Here is a 16,680-nt window from a genome sequence, read left to right as displayed (position 1 = left end):
CGGCGTACTGGCCGGCGTCGGCCTGCGGGCTTGATGGGTGTTCTTCAGGCATAAAAAAACGGTGGCTGACTGGCCACCGTTTTTACCTTCAGCGAGATTATTCGCGGAAAAGAGCTTCAATATTGAGACCCTGCGTCTGCAGAATTTCACGCAGACGACGCAGTCCTTCAACCTGAATCTGACGAACGCGTTCACGTGTCAGACCGATTTCGCGACCCACGTCCTCAAGCGTAGCGGCCTCATAACCTAACAGGCCAAAGCGACGCGCCAGCACTTCACGCTGCTTAGCATTAAGTTCGAACAGCCACTTGACGATACTTTGCTTCATATCGTCATCCTGAGTGGTGTCCTCCGGGCCATTGTCTTTCTCATCGGCCAGGATATCCAGCAGCGCTTTCTCAGAGTCGCCGCCCAATGGCGTATCAACGGAGGTGATACGTTCATTCAGGCGCAGCATGCGGCTGACATCATCAACCGGTTTATCCAGCTGCTCGGCAATCTCTTCTGCACTGGGCTCGTGATCGAGCTTATGCGAGAGTTCACGCGCGGTACGCAGGTAAACGTTCAGTTCTTTCACAATGTGAATCGGCAGACGGATCGTACGGGTCTGATTCATAATAGCCCGTTCGATGGTCTGGCGGATCCACCATGTCGCATAGGTTGAAAAACGGAATCCACGTTCAGGATCGAATTTTTCAACCGCGCGAATCAGACCAAGATTACCTTCTTCGATAAGATCCAGCAGCGCCAGGCCACGATTGCTATAGCGACGGGCGATTTTCACCACCAGACGCAGGTTACTTTCAATCATGCGGCGTCGTGATGGCACGTCGCCCCGTAGCGCACGGCGGGCAAAGAATACTTCTTCTTCCGCCGTTAAAAGAGGTGAATAACCTATTTCACCCAGGTAGAGCTGCGTCGCATCTAAAACACGCTGCGTCGCTCCCTGTGATAACAACTCTTCTTCTGCTAAATCGTTATCGCCAGATTCATTTTCAACAAGTGCCTTCTCGTCAAAAACCTCAGCTCCGTTTTCGTCGAATTCCGCATCTTCATGTAACTCGTTAACTTTCAGCGTATTCTGGCTCATAAGCGGCTCCTACCCGTGATACCTGGGGCAGAACAGCAAGGTTCTGCCGGATTATCGCTGCGGCAAATAGCGCAACGGGTTTACGGATTTCCCCTTGTAACGAATTTCAAAATGCAATCTTACAGAACTGGTGCCGGTGCTACCCATAGTAGCTATTTTTTGCCCCGCCTGAACTTGTTGTTGTTCCCGGACCAGCATAGTGTCGTTATGGGCGTAGGCACTCAGGTAGTCATCATTATGTTTGATGATAATCAGATTACCGTATCCACGCAGCGCGTTTCCTGCATACACAACGCGCCCAGGAGCGGTTGCGTAGATAGGCTGTCCACGCGTGCCAGCAATATCAATTCCCTTGTTTCCACCTTCCGAAGAGGAGAAGTTATCAATGACTTTTCCTTCGGTCGGCCAGCGCCATGTACTAACCGGCGCTGAACTTGGGGCTGAACTGCTGGCTGTTGGAGCGGTAACCGGCGCAGTTGTCGTAGCAACTTTTGCACCGGAAGACGGCAGCATTTTGCCGCCATCTGATTCACCCGAATCCTCAGAATACGTAATAACAGGCTGGCGTGCAACAGCCGTTGGTTTGGTTTGCGCAACCGGAGCTGGCGTTGTTACACCACTGGACGTCGCATCGGCGGCAGTAACTTCGTTACCTCCGGTGATGGTTCCACCCTTACCATTACTTACCTGTAACTGCTGTCCAACCGTGAGGCTGTAAGGGGCGGCGATATTATTGCGCTGCGCAAGGTCGCGAAAATCGTTGCCGGTAATCCAGGCAATATAGAACAAAGTGTCGCCATGCTGCACGGTATATGTCTGTCCGCCGTAGCTACCTTTCGGAATATTCCCATAAGCACGGTTGTAAACAATATGCCCGTCTTTCATCTGTACGTTAGCATCAGCTGGCGGTTGCGCGGCGGGTGAATTAGCAGGCTGAGTGGCGGGTTGATTAACCGGCTGAGTAGCCACGCCAGCCTGAGTCGGCTGTATATTGGATGGCGGCTGCTGCACCAGCATGCCTCCCCCCTGAGCCGGCACGCTCTCGCTCACGCCTTGTGAACTGGCGTTAGCCGCATTTTGCTGACTGCTCATTGGCGCATCGCCGCCAGCAGTCATACCGCTGCTGCTGTTGTCATTTACTGAGCTTATCGGCGCCTGCGTATTATTGCTGCTGCAGCCTGCCAGCCCCAGACCTATCAAAGAAACCGCCGCAATACGGCGCAAGGTAAAAACCGGGCTTCCAGTGCTCATTAAATCCCCCATGGCGACAAACGATGACGATGAAACAGAGGCGCTTCATACAGGTTTATTTCATAAAATAAGCGGAATAGTAACAATATCAATCCCAAGGCGCTATAAATCAGTTGTGACCAAATGATCTCGCGAGGTTTTATCTCAAAGTCAGGCCAGGTCGCCCTGAATCAGCGGCACGAAGCGTACCGGTTCGATGGTATCAATAACGTAGTCATCGCCGCGACGGCGAATACGCTTTAGCACCTGCTGGGTCTCACCCACCGGCAGCACCATAATGCCCTCATCCTTAAGCTGAGCCATTAATGCGCAGGGGATTTCTGGCGGCGCGGCGGTAACGATAATGGCATCAAAGGGGCCGCGTGACGGCCATCCTTCCCAGCCATCGCCATGGCGGGTAGAAATATTATGCAAATCCAGCTGCTTAAGGCGACGTTTGGCCTGCCATTGCAGCCCTTTAATCCGCTCAACGGAAAAGACGCGGTCAACCAGATGCGCCAGAATCGCCGTCTGATAGCCGGAACCTGTACCAATTTCCAGCACGCGCGAGGCGGGGGTTAATTCCAGCAGAGCGGTCATACGCGCGACCATATAGGGCTGTGAAATGGTTTGCCCGGAGCCGATGGGCAGCGCCATATTGTCCCAGGCTTTGTGCTCAAATGCTTCATCGACAAACTTTTCACGCGGGACGTTTCCAATTGCATTCAGCAGGCGCTCATCACCGATCCCCTGCTGACGCAGCTGTCCAAGAAGCGTATCGACGCGCTTAGTAATCATCCGTAATTAACCTCGGACCGAGCCAGCCAGTCATTGAGTTTATCCTGAGCGGCATGGGCCGTCAGATCGACATGCAGCGCAGTGACCGAAACGAAGCCTTCATCGACGGCGGCAAAATCAGTATCCGGCCCCGCATCGAACTTATCCCCCGGCGGTCCAATCCAGTACAGCGTGTGGCCGCGCGGGTCCTGCTGGGGAATAACCTTATCGCTCGGATGGCGGCTGCCGCAGCGGGTAACGCGAAATCCTTTAATTTCTGCCAGCGGCAGATCGGGCACGTTAACGTTAAGAATACGCCCGGTACGCAGCGGCTCGCGCATCAGCGCCCGCAGCAGCTGGCAGGTCACCGCCGCGGCGGTATCATAATGCTGGTGACCATTCAACGACACGGCAATCGCCGGCAGGCCCAGATGGCGCCCTTCCATCGCCGCGGCAACGGTACCGGAATAAAGCACGTCATCGCCAAGGTTGGGACCCGCGTTGATGCCGGAAATGACGATATCCGGCGCGGGTTTCATCAGGGCGTTAACCCCAAGGTAAACGCAGTCGGTGGGCGTTCCCATTTGCACCGCGATATCGCCATCGGGATAAGTAAAAGTGCGTAGCGGCATCTCCAGCGTCAGCGAATTGGATGCGCCGCTACGATTGCGATCGGGAGCGACAATCTGAACCTCAGCGAATTCACGCAGCGCAGCGGCAAGCGTCTGAATTCCCGGAGCATGGTAACCGTCATCGTTACTCAGTAATATGCGCATTATCGGAGCAACCTTTTGTTTTTATTTAACTTACCAGTAAAACTCACTCAACTTTATCCCGTTTCGATTTTGCTGACGAAAAAATATGCAGTGATTATCGGTTGGATTGAGCTATTCTAGCCTGGCGAGTTGCGTAATTGTAGTTACAAAAACGGGCAGGTTAAACCCGCTGCTTTTAACTGCTTCGCTGCTGTGTGCTAAGCTCTCCGGCTAAAGACAACCTCTATTGACGCTGAAATCATTAACCCTGACAAAACACATCTGAAAGGAAAGCCGCGTGTCCACATTCTCGATCATTGCCATACCCTTTATGTGCGCAAGCCTCACCATGTTAGTCCTGGCTGCAACCTTAAAGAATAAAACCTTCCTCATTCTGGGCAGCGTATTTATGGCGTCGTCAGTGGTCAATGCAGTATTGGGGATGTCGCTCAGCTAGCAGTGCGGCCAGCGCGAGCGACCCTGGTCGGCTGTTCTGTGCGGTTAACCGGCAAATTTATTCATCAATATCAGCCTGAGCAGTCACAACCTCGCGCAGCAGACTGGTGGCAAAGCTGCCGGCCGGCAGCCAGAATTGCAGTTCGACGGTAACATCATCCCACCAGCTCCAGCGTAAATTTTCCGGCATCATCAACATTGCGCGCCGCGCCGCATCAACCTTTTCCTGCTGTAACAGCTGAATCAACAAGGCGCGATCCTGCAACGCCTGTTGTTCGAAGGCCAGCGCCTGCTGCTGGCTTCCCCACTCGCCGCTGCCGGCCAAGGGAGCGGTAACCCGCAGTTCGCCCGCATCGACGCGCTGCTGTAACGTCGTCAGCTCGGCGACGTCGGCAACAAACCAGCTGCCGCGGCCGCTAAGCTGCAGCGCATCACCTGGCATCACCGTAGTCAGATTATTTTGCTGCGCCAGCCTGGCGCTAACAACCTGGTTAAACAGCGCGCTGCGCGCGGCGGATAAATAAAAACTGCGCTTATTGCGCTCACGCACGCGAATATCGCCTGCCGCCCAGCGGCTGGCCTGCTGCACATTGTTGCCGCCGTGGCCGAAGCGCTGAGCGCCGAAATAATTTGGAGCGCCGCTGCGGGCAATCAGCTGCAGACGTTCTTCAACCGCCTGGCGATCGGAAACCTGGCGTAATACCAGACGAAAGGCATTGCCTTTAAGAGCGCCGGTACGCAACTTGCGCTGATGCCTTGCACTTTCCAGCACCTCGCAGCCCTCAAGATCGAATGCGCTCAGGTCGGGCGTCTGCTTGCCGGGGATACGCAGGCAAAACCACTGTTCGGTCACGGCATGCCGGTCTTTCATACCGGCGAAGCTGACATCGCGGGCATGAACGCCGGCAAATTTTGCCAGCGCCTCGGCAACAAAACGGGTATTACAGCCATTCTTACGGATATGAACCAGCAGGTGTTCACCCTGTCCATCAGGCCGGTAGCCAAGATCTTCCATAACGACAAAATCTTCGGCGTTGGCTTTTATCACGCCGCTTGCCGTCGGCTGACCGTGCAGCCAGTGCAGGCTATCCATCAATCCTGCGCCTTCAGCAACAGCGCTACGGCTTCACAGGCAATCCCCTCGCCGCGGCCGGTGAAGCCCAGCTTTTCGGTGGTGGTGGCTTTAACGTTCACGTCATCCATATGAATCGCCAAATCTTCGGCAATATTTATGCGCATCTGGGGGATATGGGGCAGCATTTTCGGCGCCTGGGCGATGATAGTGACGTCGACGTTACCGATACGCCAGCCCTTCTGCTGAATCTTCTGCCATGCCTGGCGCAGCAGCATGCGGCTGTCGGCGCCTTTATAGGCGGCATCGGTGTCGGGAAACAGCTTGCCGATATCCCCCAGCGCTGCCGCGCCGAGCAGCGCATCGGTTAGCGCATGCAGCGCCACGTCGCCATCAGAATGCGCCAGCAGTCCGCGATCGAATGGAATTCGCACGCCGCCAATCACCAATGGACCTTCGCCAGCGAAAGCGTGGACATCAAAACCGTGACCGATACGCATTATGCGCTCTCCTTATTATGCAATTGGGTAAGGAAAAAGGCGGCCAGCGCCAGATCTTCCGGGCGGGTAACCTTTATATTATCGCTGCGTCCAGCAACGAGTTCGGGATGATAGCCGCAATATTCCAGTGCCGACGCTTCATCGGTGATGGTGGCGCCTTCCTGCAATGCACGCTGCAAACACTGACGCAGCAGCTCCAGCGGAAATAATTGCGGCGTCAGCGCGTGCCACAGCGCGTCGCGTTCGACGGTGTGGGCAATCGCATCGCGCCCCGCTTCAGCTCGTTTCATGGTGTCGCGCACCGGTGCCGCCAGAATGCCGCCCACCTTGCTGCTGGCGGTAATCGCCAGTAAGCGCGTCAGGTCATCAGGATGCAAACAGGGGCGAGCGGCATCATGTACCAGCACCCAGCGGGCGCCGCTGGCGGCCTGTAAGCCGGCCAGAACCGAATCTGCCCGCTGGCCGCCGCCGCAAACGGTGATAATTTCCGGATGCCTGCTGACCGGCAAGGCGGCAAATTTGTCGTCATCGGCACTCAGCACCACGATAACATTGCCGATACGCTCGTGAGCCAATAGCGGTGCCAGCGTATGTTCGAGGATAGTCTGCCGTCCGATGGTGAGATATTGCTTGGGGGAAGAAGACTGCATGCGGCTGCCGATGCCGGCAGCGGGTACCACGGCGATAATATCCGGGGAGGAAACGGCACTGTTCATCATTTTCAGGGTTGCTGGCTGGCAGAGCCGGACGCCGCCGCATTGCGCCGGTTCTGGTCCGGCACCACACGATAGAAGGTTTCACCGGGTTTAATCATGCCGAGTTCATCGCGCGCGCGCTCTTCAATGGCTTCTGAACCGCCATTGAGATCGTCAATTTCCGCAAACAGGCGATCGTTGCGCGTTTTCAGCTTACCATTGCTGGCCTGCTGCAAAGCAACATCGTCTTTGACGCGCGTATAGTCATGGAGACCGTTTTTGCCCAGCCAGAGCGAATATTGCAGCCAACCGAGTAAAACCAGTAGTAACAGTGTAAGTTTTCCCATTCCCATCCCCTGAAAAACGGCCCAATCATCCCATAACTTTCCGCCAGACTCCACTCCGCCAGCAAAAATGCCGGCGATTTCGCAGGCTTTTTACCCTTTTCACCACGGTTTCGTCAGAAAGCCGGTAACGTTTTGTCGCGCCAGCGTCGGTTTCATCACTGCGGCGCACGCTATGGTCCGGCTACCAGCCGGAAAGGAAAGTAAACAACATCAGGAACAGGCAGACGACAGACGCAAAGGTGATGACCGCCATCCAGAATATTTTGCCGCGCAGCATAAAGCTAACCACAATGCCAATCAGCACCGATACCGGCAGCAAAGCCAGGAAGAAGGGCCAGGTGTAGAGGAAGAAAAACAGGACGTTAGCCCCATACATCAGGAAGGGTATCGCCAACGCAAACCAGTAGGCCGCGAAGCCGATCACACCACCGGGGAAGGACCAGGAAGGTTCATCCTGCTCACGTTCATTTTTACCAGCCAGCATGGGGGTAACGTTATGCATAAATATCCTGTTGACGCTTGTTTCGGTACGCTCTATGGCGCTTGTCCGCGCTATCTCAGGAACTGATAATATCGTGCTTACGTAACAGATCTAATAATTGCGCTGTTAATATTGTTACCAATTGTTCTCCATCGAGATGAATTTCTGGCTGAGCGGGCGCCTCATAGACGCTGTCGATGCCGGTGAAATTTTTCAGCTCCCCGGCGCGCGCTTTTTTGTATAACCCCTTGGGATCGCGGCGTTCACAGATAGCCAGCGGCGTATCGACATACACTTCAATAAAGCGATCTTCCCCCAGCATGGCGCGGACCATTTGCCGTTCAGCGCGGTGCGGAGAGATAAACGCTGTTAACACGATCAGTCCGGCATCAACCATTAGCTTCGCCACTTCCCCCACCCGGCGGATGTTTTCTTTACGATCGCTATCGCTGAAGCCGAGATCGCGGCACAGGCCGTGGCGCACGTTATCGCCGTCCAGCAGGTAAGTGCTGGCTCCCAGCTGGTGTAACGCCTGTTCCAGCGCCCCCGCTACGGTCGATTTACCCGACCCGGAAAGGCCGGTGAACCACAGCACCGCCCCTTTGTGTCCGTGCCTCGCCTCGCGTTCGGCACGCGCCACCGGGTGGGCGTGCCAGATAACATTTTCATCGTGGGCGGCCATTATTTACCGCCCAGCAGGTCACGGGCGCCCCAGTGCGGAAAATAACGCCGCACCAGCGCGTTCAGTTCCAGCTCAAAGCTGCCGTAATCAGCCCTTTCGCTGTGACCAACGTCCTGTGGTTCACGGATCATCCCGGCGCCAACCGTGACGTTGCTCAGGCGGTCAATAAATATGATTCCGCCACTCACTGGATTTTGTTGGTAAGGATCAATCGCCAACGGTTCATCAAAAGTTACGTCTATCAGACCAATGCCATTCAGCGGCAGATTCTCCACCGTGCGCTGAGTCAGGCTGTTAATCTCAACCTGATACTGAATGTTTTCCACGCGCGCCCGGGTCTTTTTACCGGCGATTTTAACATCGAAGCTTTGACCTGGTACCAGCGGCTGTTCCGCCATCCACACCACGTCCAGCGATGCGCCCTGCACCGGCTTCAGCGCCGCCGCTGCTTCGACCAGCAGATCGCCGCGGCTGATATCAATCTCATCTTCCAGCACCAGGGTAATCGCTTCCCCGGCCTGCGCCTGGGTCAGATCGCCATCGAAAGTGACGATGCGAGCCACTGAAGATTCAACGCCTGAGGGTAATACCTTGACCCGCTGGCCGACCGTCACCTGCCCGGAAGCCAGGGTACCGGCATAGCCGCGAAAATCGAGGTTCGGCCGGTTGACGTACTGCACCGGAAAGCGCATTGGCTGATGATCAACCACCCGATTAACTTCAACGGTTTCCAGCACATCCAGCAGCGTCGGGCCGCTGTACCAGGGCATACGCGGGCTCTGGCTGGCAACGTTCTCACCTTCAAGGGCAGAAATCGGCACAAAGCGAATATCAACATCCCCCGGCAGCTGGGCGGCAAAATCAAGGTAGTCCTGCTTAATTTGTTCGAACCGCTGCTGGCTGTATTCAACAAGGTCCATCTTATTCACCGCCACCAGCAGATGCTTAATGCCCAGCAGCGTACTGATAAAGCTATGCCGACGGGTCTGATCTAATACCCCTTTGCGCGCGTCAATCAACAAAATCGCCAGCTCGCAGGTTGAGGCGCCGGTCGCCATATTACGCGTGTACTGCTCGTGGCCCGGGGTGTCAGCGATGATAAATTTGCGCTTCTCGGTGGAGAAGTAGCGGTAGGCGACATCAATGGTGATCCCCTGTTCGCGCTCAGCCTGCAGGCCATCGACCAATAGCGCCAGATCCAGCTTCTCGCCCTGGGTACCGTGACGCTTACTGTCATTGTGCAGCGAAGAGAGCTGATCTTCATAAATCTGTCGGGTATCGTGCAGCAAGCGTCCAATTAGCGTGCTTTTGCCATCATCGACGCTACCGCAGGTTAAAAAACGCAGCAGGCTTTTGTGCTGCTGAGCATGCAGCCAGGCTTCTACCCCGCCCTGCTCGGCAATTTGTTGTGCAATTACTGTATTCATCGACGGCTCCTCAGAAATAACCCTGGCGTTTCTTCAGCTCCATCGAGCCGGACTGGTCGCGATCGATGACCCGCCCCTGACGTTCACTGGTGGTGGATATCAACATCTCTTCAATAATTCCCGGCAGCGTCGCGGCCTGAGACTCCACGGCGCCGGTTAGCGGCCAGCAGCCAAGGGTGCGAAAGCGCACCATGCGCTGCTTGATCATCTCTCCTGGCTGCAAATCGATACGATCGTCATCGACCATCATCAGCATACCGTCACGCTCCAGCACCGGGCGTTCAGCCGCCAGATAAAGTGGAACGATTTCAATATTTTCCAGGAAAATATATTGCCAGATATCCAACTCAGTCCAGTTGGAGAGCGGAAAAACGCGAATGCTTTCGCCCTTGTTAATCTGGCCGTTATAGTTGTGCCAAAGCTCCGGGCGCTGATTCTTCGGGTCCCAGCGGTGAAAACGGTCGCGGAATGAATAGATGCGTTCTTTTGCACGTGATTTCTCTTCATCCCGCCGCGCGCCGCCAAAGGCCGCGTCGAAACCATACTTATTCAGCGCCTGCTTTAACCCTTCGGTTTTCATAATATCGGTGTGCTTCGCGCTGCCGTGAACGAACGGATTAATCCCCATCGCCAGGCCTTCCGGATTGCGGTGAACGATAAGTTCAGCGCCCAGTTGTTTAACCGTACGATCGCGAAAGGCATACATTTCACGAAACTTCCAGCCGGTATCAACGTGCAGCAGCGGGAAAGGAAGCGTTCCCGGATAAAATGCTTTACGCGCCAGATGAAGCATCACCGATGAATCTTTGCCAATGGAATACATCATCACCGGATTGCTGAATTCTGCCGCGACTTCCCGGATGATATGGATACTTTCCGCTTCGAGTTGACGCAGGTGAGTGAGCCGTTTTTGATCCATAACTGTTCCTTAAGCCAAAGTAACAACCGGTGCATCAGGCGATGCCGGTCGTGCTGAATGTTGAAACCAGGCAAGCTGCGCCTGCAGGTTAACCACCTCGCCAATCACCAGCAGCGCTGGCGTCGGGGCGCGTTGCGCCAGCTGTCCCAGTTCGCCAAGGGTGCCGATCAGCACCTGCTGGTCAGGACGGGTGCCCCGGCTGATAATCGCTACCGGCGTCGCAGCGTCACGTCCGTGAGCAATAAGTTGCGCACTGATATCCGCCGCTTTAAAGGTGCCCATATAAATCGCCAGCGTCTGATGCGAGCGGGCCAGCGAAGGCCAGTCGACCGTCTCGCTATCCTCCTGAGAATGGCCGGTAATAAACAATACGCTCTGCGCATAATCACGATGGGTCAGCGGAATGCCGGCATAGGCGGTAGCGCCGGAAGCTGCGGTGACGCCGGGCACAACCTGAAAAGGTATCCCGGCCTGCACCGCGACCTGCAACTCTTCGCCGCCGCGACCAAAAATAAATGGATCGCCGCCCTTCAGGCGCACCACGCGTTTGCCCTGGCGCGCCAGGCTGACCAGCAGACGATTCGTCTCCTGCTGAATAACGTCGTGAGCGCCGGCGCGTTTGCCAACGCAAATCCGTTCGGCATCGCGCCGCACCAGATCCAGCACCTCGGCGCTGACCAGATGGTCATAGAGCACCACGTCAGCCTGCTGCATAACCTGCAGCGCACGCAGGGTCAGCAGGCCAGCGTCGCCGGGACCGGCGCCTACCAGTACGATCTCACCCTGCTGCGCCTCAGGATCGTCCAACTGCGCGTCAAGGGTCTGCCTGGCCGCCGTCAGATTGCCGCCAGCAACCTGGCTGGCAAACAGGCCGTTGAATGCCCGTTCCCAGTAACGACGGCGATCGGCGATGTTAGCGAAACGCTGTTTGACCTTTTCACGCCATTCCCCCGCCAGCGCGGCCATCTGGCCAAGGTTTGCCGGCAGCAACGCTTCCAGCTTTTCACGCAGCAGCCGCGCCAGAACCGGCGCGCTACCGCCGGATGAAATCGCCACCACCAGCGGTGAGCGGTCAACGATGGAGGGAAAAATAAAGCTGCATTTAGCCTGGTCATCCACCACGTTAACCAGCAGATTACGCGCGTTGCCACAGCGGCTAACGGTGGCGTTAAGCGCGTTATCATCGGTCGCCGCAATCACCAGCACCACGTCATTTAACTGCTCCGCCGCGAACTCGCGAGCCAGCCAGAGAATAGCCTGCTGCTGTTCCAGTTCGGCCAGTTCGTCACACAAGCTGCGCGCAACCACCCGCACCCGGGCGCCGGCGCGCCGCAGCAAATCTATTTTGCGGGCGGCAACGTCGCCGCCGCCAACCACCAGCACCGACCTTGCTCGCAGGTCAGCAAAAAGGGGTAAATAATCCACAATGTTCCCGTCAGAAACACATAAAGTTAATGCGACTATAGGTCACAAGCTTTATGCTTTTGAAATTACGAATAGGAATGAGAAGTTACCAGATGGAATAACGCCGCGGTAAAGTTCAGATCAATTTCTGCTTAACAAAGAAAAAACAATGACTTTACAGAAGCCGCATCCACTTCCCGTCCGCCCGGCCAGCGTTCTGTCACTGATTTTTTGTTGCACGCGGGACCGCCGCTCAGCGCCGCCCTTGCGCTTACGCCCCGTAGGCAAATCAACCTCGGTGCATTTCACAACCGTCCGAGCGCGCGCTTCACGGCTTGGCGCACGCAAAAACAGCAGCCGTTGGCCCACCAGGTAATCAGTGAGGTTCACAGAGACGGCGTGAGCACATTAACCCGCGTTGCTTTTCTCGTTAATGCGCTCAGCCAGAGGCAGGTTTATTCGTGCAGTCCGCACTCGCGCTTGAGGCCAAAGAAGCGCGTATCTTCCTCGCTCATACCGGGCTCAAGCTTGCGCGTGGTGTGGGTATCGCCCACCGAAACATAGCCCTGGTCCCACAGCGGATGATAGCTGAGGCCATGCTGCTTCAGATACTGATAAACCTGACGGTTATCCCAGTCGATAATCGGCAATATCTTAAACACGCCGCGTTTGATAGCCAGCACCGGCAGGTTCTCCCGGCTGCCAGACTGCTCCCGGCGCAGGCCGGCAAACCAGCTGCCCGCCTGTAAGGTTTCCAGCGCCCGGTTCATCGGCTCAACCTTATTAAGCTGGTTATAGCGTTCAATCCCTTCCACGCCCTGCTCCCACAGCTTACCGTAGCGCGCCTCCTGCCAGGCAGGCGACTCCGCCGCGCGAAATACCTGTAGATTAAGGTCCAGCTTTTCCGTCAGCGCATCAATAAACTGATAGGTTTCGGCGAACAGGTAGCCGGTATCGGTAAGGATCACCGGGATATCCGGCTTCAGCCGGGTCACCAGATGCAGGCTGACCGCCGCCTGAATACCAAAGCTGGAGGAGAGCACAAAAGCGCCGGGCAGGTGCTCCAGCGACCAGGCAACGCGCGCTTCGGCCGTCATGGCATCCAGATCGTTATTTATCTGCGCCAGCGCCATTACGCGCTCAACTTTCGGTAACGCATTCAACTGTGCGAGATCGAGTACAGACATCTCCGCCTCCGTTAGTTCCAGAAATCACGCGCCGGATCTTCCACCGCGCTGACAATACCGGTACGAATAGTGAAGTCACCAAAGCCTTCGTTATCCTGACGCTCTTTCGCCCAGCGGCCGACCAGCTCATCAAGGGTGGCGATGATTTCATCTTCGCCGATATTTTCCCGATACATGCGCGGAATGCGCGTGCCAATCCGGTTACCGCCGAGATGCAGGTTATAGCGACCCGGCGCCTTACCTACCAGGCCAACTTCCGCAAGCAGCGCCCGCCCGCAGCCGTTAGGGCAGCCGGTCACACGCAGTACAATATGCTCATCCCCCACCTTGTGGTGGTGCATCAGATTCTCCACGCGGGTGATAAATGACGGCAAAAAGCGTTCGGCCTCGGCCATCGCCAGCGGACAGGTTGGAAACGCCACGCAGGCCATAGAGTTTTCACGCTGCGCCGTCACGTTATCCATCAGCGCATGCTGGCGTGCGATCGCCTCGATTTTGTCCTTTTCCACCGCCGGAACGCCAGCCACAATCAGGTTCTGATTCGCGGTCAGCCGGAAGTCGCCTTTGTGTATGCGAGCTATTTCGGCGATGCCGGATTTTAGCGGCCGATCAGGATAGTCCAGCAGGCGACCGTTTTCGATAAACAGCGTCAGGTGCCATTTTTTATCGATGCCTTTCACCCAGCCAAAGCGATCGCCACGGGTGGTGAATTCATAAGGGCGAATCGGCTCGAAGGTCAGACCGGCACGCTTTTCCACCTCGGCTTTAAACGTCTCAACGCCGACGCGCTCAAGGGTATATTTGGTTTTCGCATTTTTGCGATCGGTACGATTGCCCCAGTCGCGCTGGGTACTCACCACCGCGGCCGCCACTTCCAGAGTTTTATCCAGCGGCAGATAGCCGATTTCACTGGCGGTACGAGCATAAGTCGCTTTATTACCGTGTTCAATCGACAGCCCGCCGCCCACCAGCAGGTTAAAACCGACCAGCCGGCCGTTTTCGGCAATGGCAATGAAGTTCATATCATTGGCGTGCAGATCAACGTCATTATGCGGCGGCACCACCACGGTGGTTTTAAACTTACGCGGCAGATAGGTTTCACCGAGAATCGGTTCTTTATCGGTGGTGGCGACCTTTTCCTGATCCCACCAGATTTCCGCATAAGCGCGCGTCTGAGGCAGCAGGTGCTCCGACAGCTTCTTCGCCCATTCGTAGGCTTCCTGATGCAGCTCAGACTCGATGGGATTAGAGGTGCAAAGCACGTTGCGGTTGACGTCATTGGCGGTCGCCAGCGCGTCCAGCCCCACTTCATGCAGCATCTGGTGTGCCGGCTTAACGTTTTTCTTCAGAATGCCGTGAAACTGAAAGGTCTGCCGGTTAGTCAGTCGAATGCTGCCGTACAGCGTGTTGTCGCTGGCGAATTTATCGATCGCCAGCCACTGCTCAGGTTTAATGATCCCACCCGGCAGGCGACAGCGCAGCATCATCGCATGGCGCGGTTCCAGCTTTTGTTCAGCACGCTCAGCGCGAATATCGCGATCGTCTTGCTGATACATACCGTGAAAACGAATCAGCAGGAAGTTATCGCCGTTAAAGCCGCCGGTCAGGCCATCATCCAGATCTTTCAGGATGGTGCCGCGCAGGTAGTTGCTCTCTTTTTTCAGGCGCTCGGCGTCGACCAGTTTGCCTTCAACCACCAGAGGGCCGGGATGTTTTTCGCTCATGGGTTTTATCTCTTAATACACGTCGCGCTGATAACGGCGCTCAATGCGTAGCTCACTTAAAAACTCATCGGCCGTTTCGATGTCCATGCCACCGTTTTCGGCCACGACTTCCAGCAGGGCTTGCTCGACATCCTTTGCCATACGATTAGCATCACCGCAGACATAGATGTGAGCGCCTTCTTCTATCCAGCGCCACAGTTCGGCGCCGTTTTTGCGAATCAAATCCTGTACGTAAACTTTGTGCTGCTGGTCGCGAGACCAGGCCAGATCGATATGGGTCAGCAGGCCATCCTTAACGTAGCGCTGCCACTCAACCTGATAAAGAAAGTCCTCGGTAAAGTGCGGGTTGCCGAAGAACAGCCAGTTTTTCCCTGCGGCGCCATCATTGTCGCGCTGCTGCATAAAGGCACGAAACGGCGCGATACCGGTACCGGGGCCAATCATGATAACCGGCGCATCCGAATTAGCCGGTAAGCGGAAGTTGTCATTGTGCTCGATAAAAATCCGCACCTCGCCATCTTCTTCAATGCGGTCAGCGAGGAAACCAGAGGCGCCGCCGGTCCGGGGACGGCCGTCGATTTGGTAGCGCACGGCACCCACGGTAATATGCACCTCGCTTTCGGTTTCCGCCTGCGAAGAGGCGATCGAATACAGGCGCGGCGTCAGCGGGCGCAGCAGAGCCGTAAGCTGCTCTACGTTTAGCTCGGTCGGCGCTTCGCGCACCATATCGACAATCGGCATACTCTGCGCATATTGCTGCAGGCTGACCTTGTCCGCAACGCGCTCCAGCAGCGCGGCGCTGCGGGAAAGCTTAGCGTACTGTTCAACGATCTGCGGCGTATTGACCGTCAGCTCGAAATGCTTTTGCAACGCGTCGGCGATAGTCAGCGTTTTACCGTCCAGCTCGACCGGCTCATTGCCTTTCAGCCACAGCAAGGCCAGCAGTTCCTCAACTAATGCTGGATCGTTTTCAAACCAGACGCCGAGCGCATCGCCCGGCTGATAGCGCAGGCCGGAATCAGCGAGATCGATCTCAATATGGCGCACATCTTTATCCGAGTTGCGACCGGTTATCTTCTGATTCAGCGCCAGGCTGGCGCTGAGCGGCGCTTGTTTGCTATAGGGGCTGCTATCCAGTTGGTTGACGCTGCCGGCAGCGGTCACCGCCGCCACCGCCGGCGCTTCGTTCGGCAGGCGCGCCTGCAAAATTTCCACCATTTGCTTACGCCAGCCGGCGGCCTGCTCGGCGTATTCGACGTCCGCGTCCACGCGCTCAAACAGGCGCTCGGCGCCAAGCTCGGCCAGCCGGGCGTCGAAATCTTTACCCGCTTTGCTGAAAAATTCGTAGGAGGTGTCGCCAAGGCCAAACACGGCGAATGCCGTCGCGGCCATTTTGGGTGCCTTTTTCGACATTAAGAATTTATGCAGCGCGACCGCCTCTTCCGGCGGTTCTCCTTCACCTTGGGTGGACGTCACCACCACCAGCAGCTTTTCCTGAGCGATCTGCTTGAACTTGTAATCACCGGCATTCACCAGGTTGACACCCAGCCTAGCGGCCAGCAGATCATCGCGCAGCTGCTCGGCCAGTCGACGCGCATTGCCGGTCTGCGAAGCGGAAATCAGCGTAACCGTTGGCACTTCAGCCTGCACCGGCGCTGGTGCGCTGCCCGCCGTGGCTAAGCTGCCCGGGGTCTGATTGACCATGCCCCAGAAGTAACCTGATATCCAGGCCAGCTGAGTTGTCGAGAGATCGCTGGTGGCAGCCTGTAGCTTCGCCAGCTGCTCCGGATTGAGCGGAAGCAGCGAGCCCGAAGGGGCCTGAAGTGTCATAAAGGGTTTTCCATCTTATATACGTATAATTAGCGGTAGGTTAACGGCAGGCATAATAACCCTTAAATAAAGGTTGGAAATAATAAATAACCAAAACAACTAAA

At 56.0% G+C, this 16,680-nt stretch carries 17 protein-coding genes; 1 reads left to right on the top strand and 16 read right to left on the bottom strand.

Annotation, left to right across the window (positions count from 1 at the left end):
- Positions 1-97: 97 nt before the first annotated feature.
- The 4 genes from rpoS to surE all read right to left on the bottom strand — a co-directional run bounded on the left by rpoS (position 98) and on the right by surE (position 3,873).
- Positions 98-1,090, bottom strand: coding sequence for an RNA polymerase sigma factor RpoS (gene rpoS / locus BTJ39_RS13365; RefSeq protein WP_078003197.1), 993 nt, complete (start codon positions 1,088-1,090; stop codon positions 98-100).
- A 51-nt stretch (positions 1,091-1,141) separates the two neighbouring features.
- Positions 1,142-2,341: a murein hydrolase activator NlpD gene (nlpD, locus tag BTJ39_RS13360; RefSeq protein ID WP_078003196.1), complete on the bottom strand. Its 1,200-nt coding sequence runs from the start codon at positions 2,339-2,341 to the stop codon at positions 1,142-1,144.
- Positions 2,342-2,491: 150 nt separating this feature from the next.
- A complete protein-coding gene (locus BTJ39_RS13355; RefSeq protein WP_078003195.1) occupies positions 2,492-3,118 on the bottom strand; it encodes a protein-L-isoaspartate(D-aspartate) O-methyltransferase in 627 nt (208 codons plus the stop codon).
- Complete coding sequence (surE, locus tag BTJ39_RS13350; protein WP_078003194.1) at positions 3,115-3,873, bottom strand: 5'/3'-nucleotidase SurE; 759 nt, start codon at positions 3,871-3,873, stop codon at positions 3,115-3,117. Before surE ends, BTJ39_RS13355 begins: the two co-directional genes overlap by 4 nt.
- A gap of 277 nt (positions 3,874-4,150) precedes the next feature.
- Here surE and BTJ39_RS24875 point away from each other — a divergent pair, with 277 nt between their 5' ends.
- Positions 4,151-4,309, top strand: coding sequence for a hypothetical protein (locus tag BTJ39_RS24875; RefSeq protein ID WP_176110315.1), 159 nt, complete (start codon positions 4,151-4,153; stop codon positions 4,307-4,309).
- Between the two features lie 57 nt (positions 4,310-4,366).
- On the opposite strand, the gene truD is transcribed toward BTJ39_RS24875, so the two are convergent.
- The 12 genes from truD to cysJ form a co-directional block, all read right to left on the bottom strand.
- Positions 4,367-5,401 carry a tRNA pseudouridine(13) synthase TruD gene (gene truD / locus BTJ39_RS13345; protein ID WP_078003193.1) on the bottom strand — a complete coding sequence of 345 codons (1,035 nt, stop codon included), beginning with the start codon at positions 5,399-5,401 and terminating at the stop codon, positions 4,367-4,369.
- Positions 5,401-5,880 (bottom strand): 2-C-methyl-D-erythritol 2,4-cyclodiphosphate synthase, encoded by a 480-nt coding sequence (ispF, locus tag BTJ39_RS13340; RefSeq protein WP_078003192.1) that lies wholly within the window; start codon positions 5,878-5,880, stop codon positions 5,401-5,403. The genes truD and ispF overlap by 1 nt, the downstream gene beginning before the upstream one ends.
- Positions 5,880-6,596, bottom strand: coding sequence for a 2-C-methyl-D-erythritol 4-phosphate cytidylyltransferase (ispD, locus tag BTJ39_RS13335; protein WP_078003218.1), 717 nt, complete (start codon positions 6,594-6,596; stop codon positions 5,880-5,882). Before ispD ends, ispF begins: the two co-directional genes overlap by 1 nt.
- A 5-nt stretch (positions 6,597-6,601) precedes the next feature.
- Positions 6,602-6,922 (bottom strand): cell division protein FtsB, encoded by a 321-nt coding sequence (gene ftsB, locus BTJ39_RS13330; protein ID WP_078003191.1) that lies wholly within the window; start codon positions 6,920-6,922, stop codon positions 6,602-6,604.
- Between the two features lie 181 nt (positions 6,923-7,103).
- Entirely contained in the window at positions 7,104-7,424 is a 321-nt protein-coding gene (locus BTJ39_RS13325) for a DUF3561 family protein (RefSeq protein ID WP_078003190.1), read from the bottom strand.
- Between the two features lie 55 nt (positions 7,425-7,479).
- The gene (cysC, locus tag BTJ39_RS13320; RefSeq protein WP_078003189.1) at positions 7,480-8,085 is read right to left on the bottom strand and encodes an adenylyl-sulfate kinase; all 606 of its coding nucleotides are present in this window, start codon (positions 8,083-8,085) and stop codon (positions 7,480-7,482) included.
- Entirely contained in the window at positions 8,085-9,512 is a 1,428-nt protein-coding gene (cysN, locus tag BTJ39_RS13315; protein ID WP_078003188.1) for a sulfate adenylyltransferase subunit CysN, read from the bottom strand. The genes cysC and cysN overlap by 1 nt, the downstream gene beginning before the upstream one ends.
- 10 nt (positions 9,513-9,522) lie before the next feature.
- Complete coding sequence (cysD, locus tag BTJ39_RS13310) at positions 9,523-10,431, bottom strand: sulfate adenylyltransferase subunit CysD (RefSeq protein ID WP_078003187.1); 909 nt, start codon at positions 10,429-10,431, stop codon at positions 9,523-9,525.
- A gap of 9 nt (positions 10,432-10,440) precedes the next feature.
- Positions 10,441-11,856: a siroheme synthase CysG gene (cysG, locus tag BTJ39_RS13305; RefSeq protein ID WP_078003186.1), complete on the bottom strand. Its 1,416-nt coding sequence runs from the start codon at positions 11,854-11,856 to the stop codon at positions 10,441-10,443.
- A 434-nt stretch (positions 11,857-12,290) separates the two neighbouring features.
- Positions 12,291-13,022, bottom strand: a complete 732-nt coding sequence (gene cysH / locus BTJ39_RS13300) for a phosphoadenosine phosphosulfate reductase (RefSeq protein WP_078003185.1) — start codon at positions 13,020-13,022, stop codon at positions 12,291-12,293.
- 11 nt (positions 13,023-13,033) lie between these two features.
- Complete coding sequence (cysI, locus tag BTJ39_RS13295) at positions 13,034-14,746, bottom strand: assimilatory sulfite reductase (NADPH) hemoprotein subunit (protein ID WP_078003184.1); 1,713 nt, start codon at positions 14,744-14,746, stop codon at positions 13,034-13,036.
- Between the two features lie 12 nt (positions 14,747-14,758).
- Positions 14,759-16,576 (bottom strand): NADPH-dependent assimilatory sulfite reductase flavoprotein subunit, encoded by a 1,818-nt coding sequence (gene cysJ, locus BTJ39_RS13290; protein ID WP_078003183.1) that lies wholly within the window; start codon positions 16,574-16,576, stop codon positions 14,759-14,761.
- Positions 16,577-16,680: the final 104 nt, after the last annotated feature.

The organism is Izhakiella australiensis (genome assembly GCF_002006995.1).
GTDB lineage: Bacteria > Pseudomonadota > Gammaproteobacteria > Enterobacterales > Enterobacteriaceae > Izhakiella > Izhakiella australiensis.
This window is presented reverse-complemented; position numbering and strand designations above follow the sequence as displayed.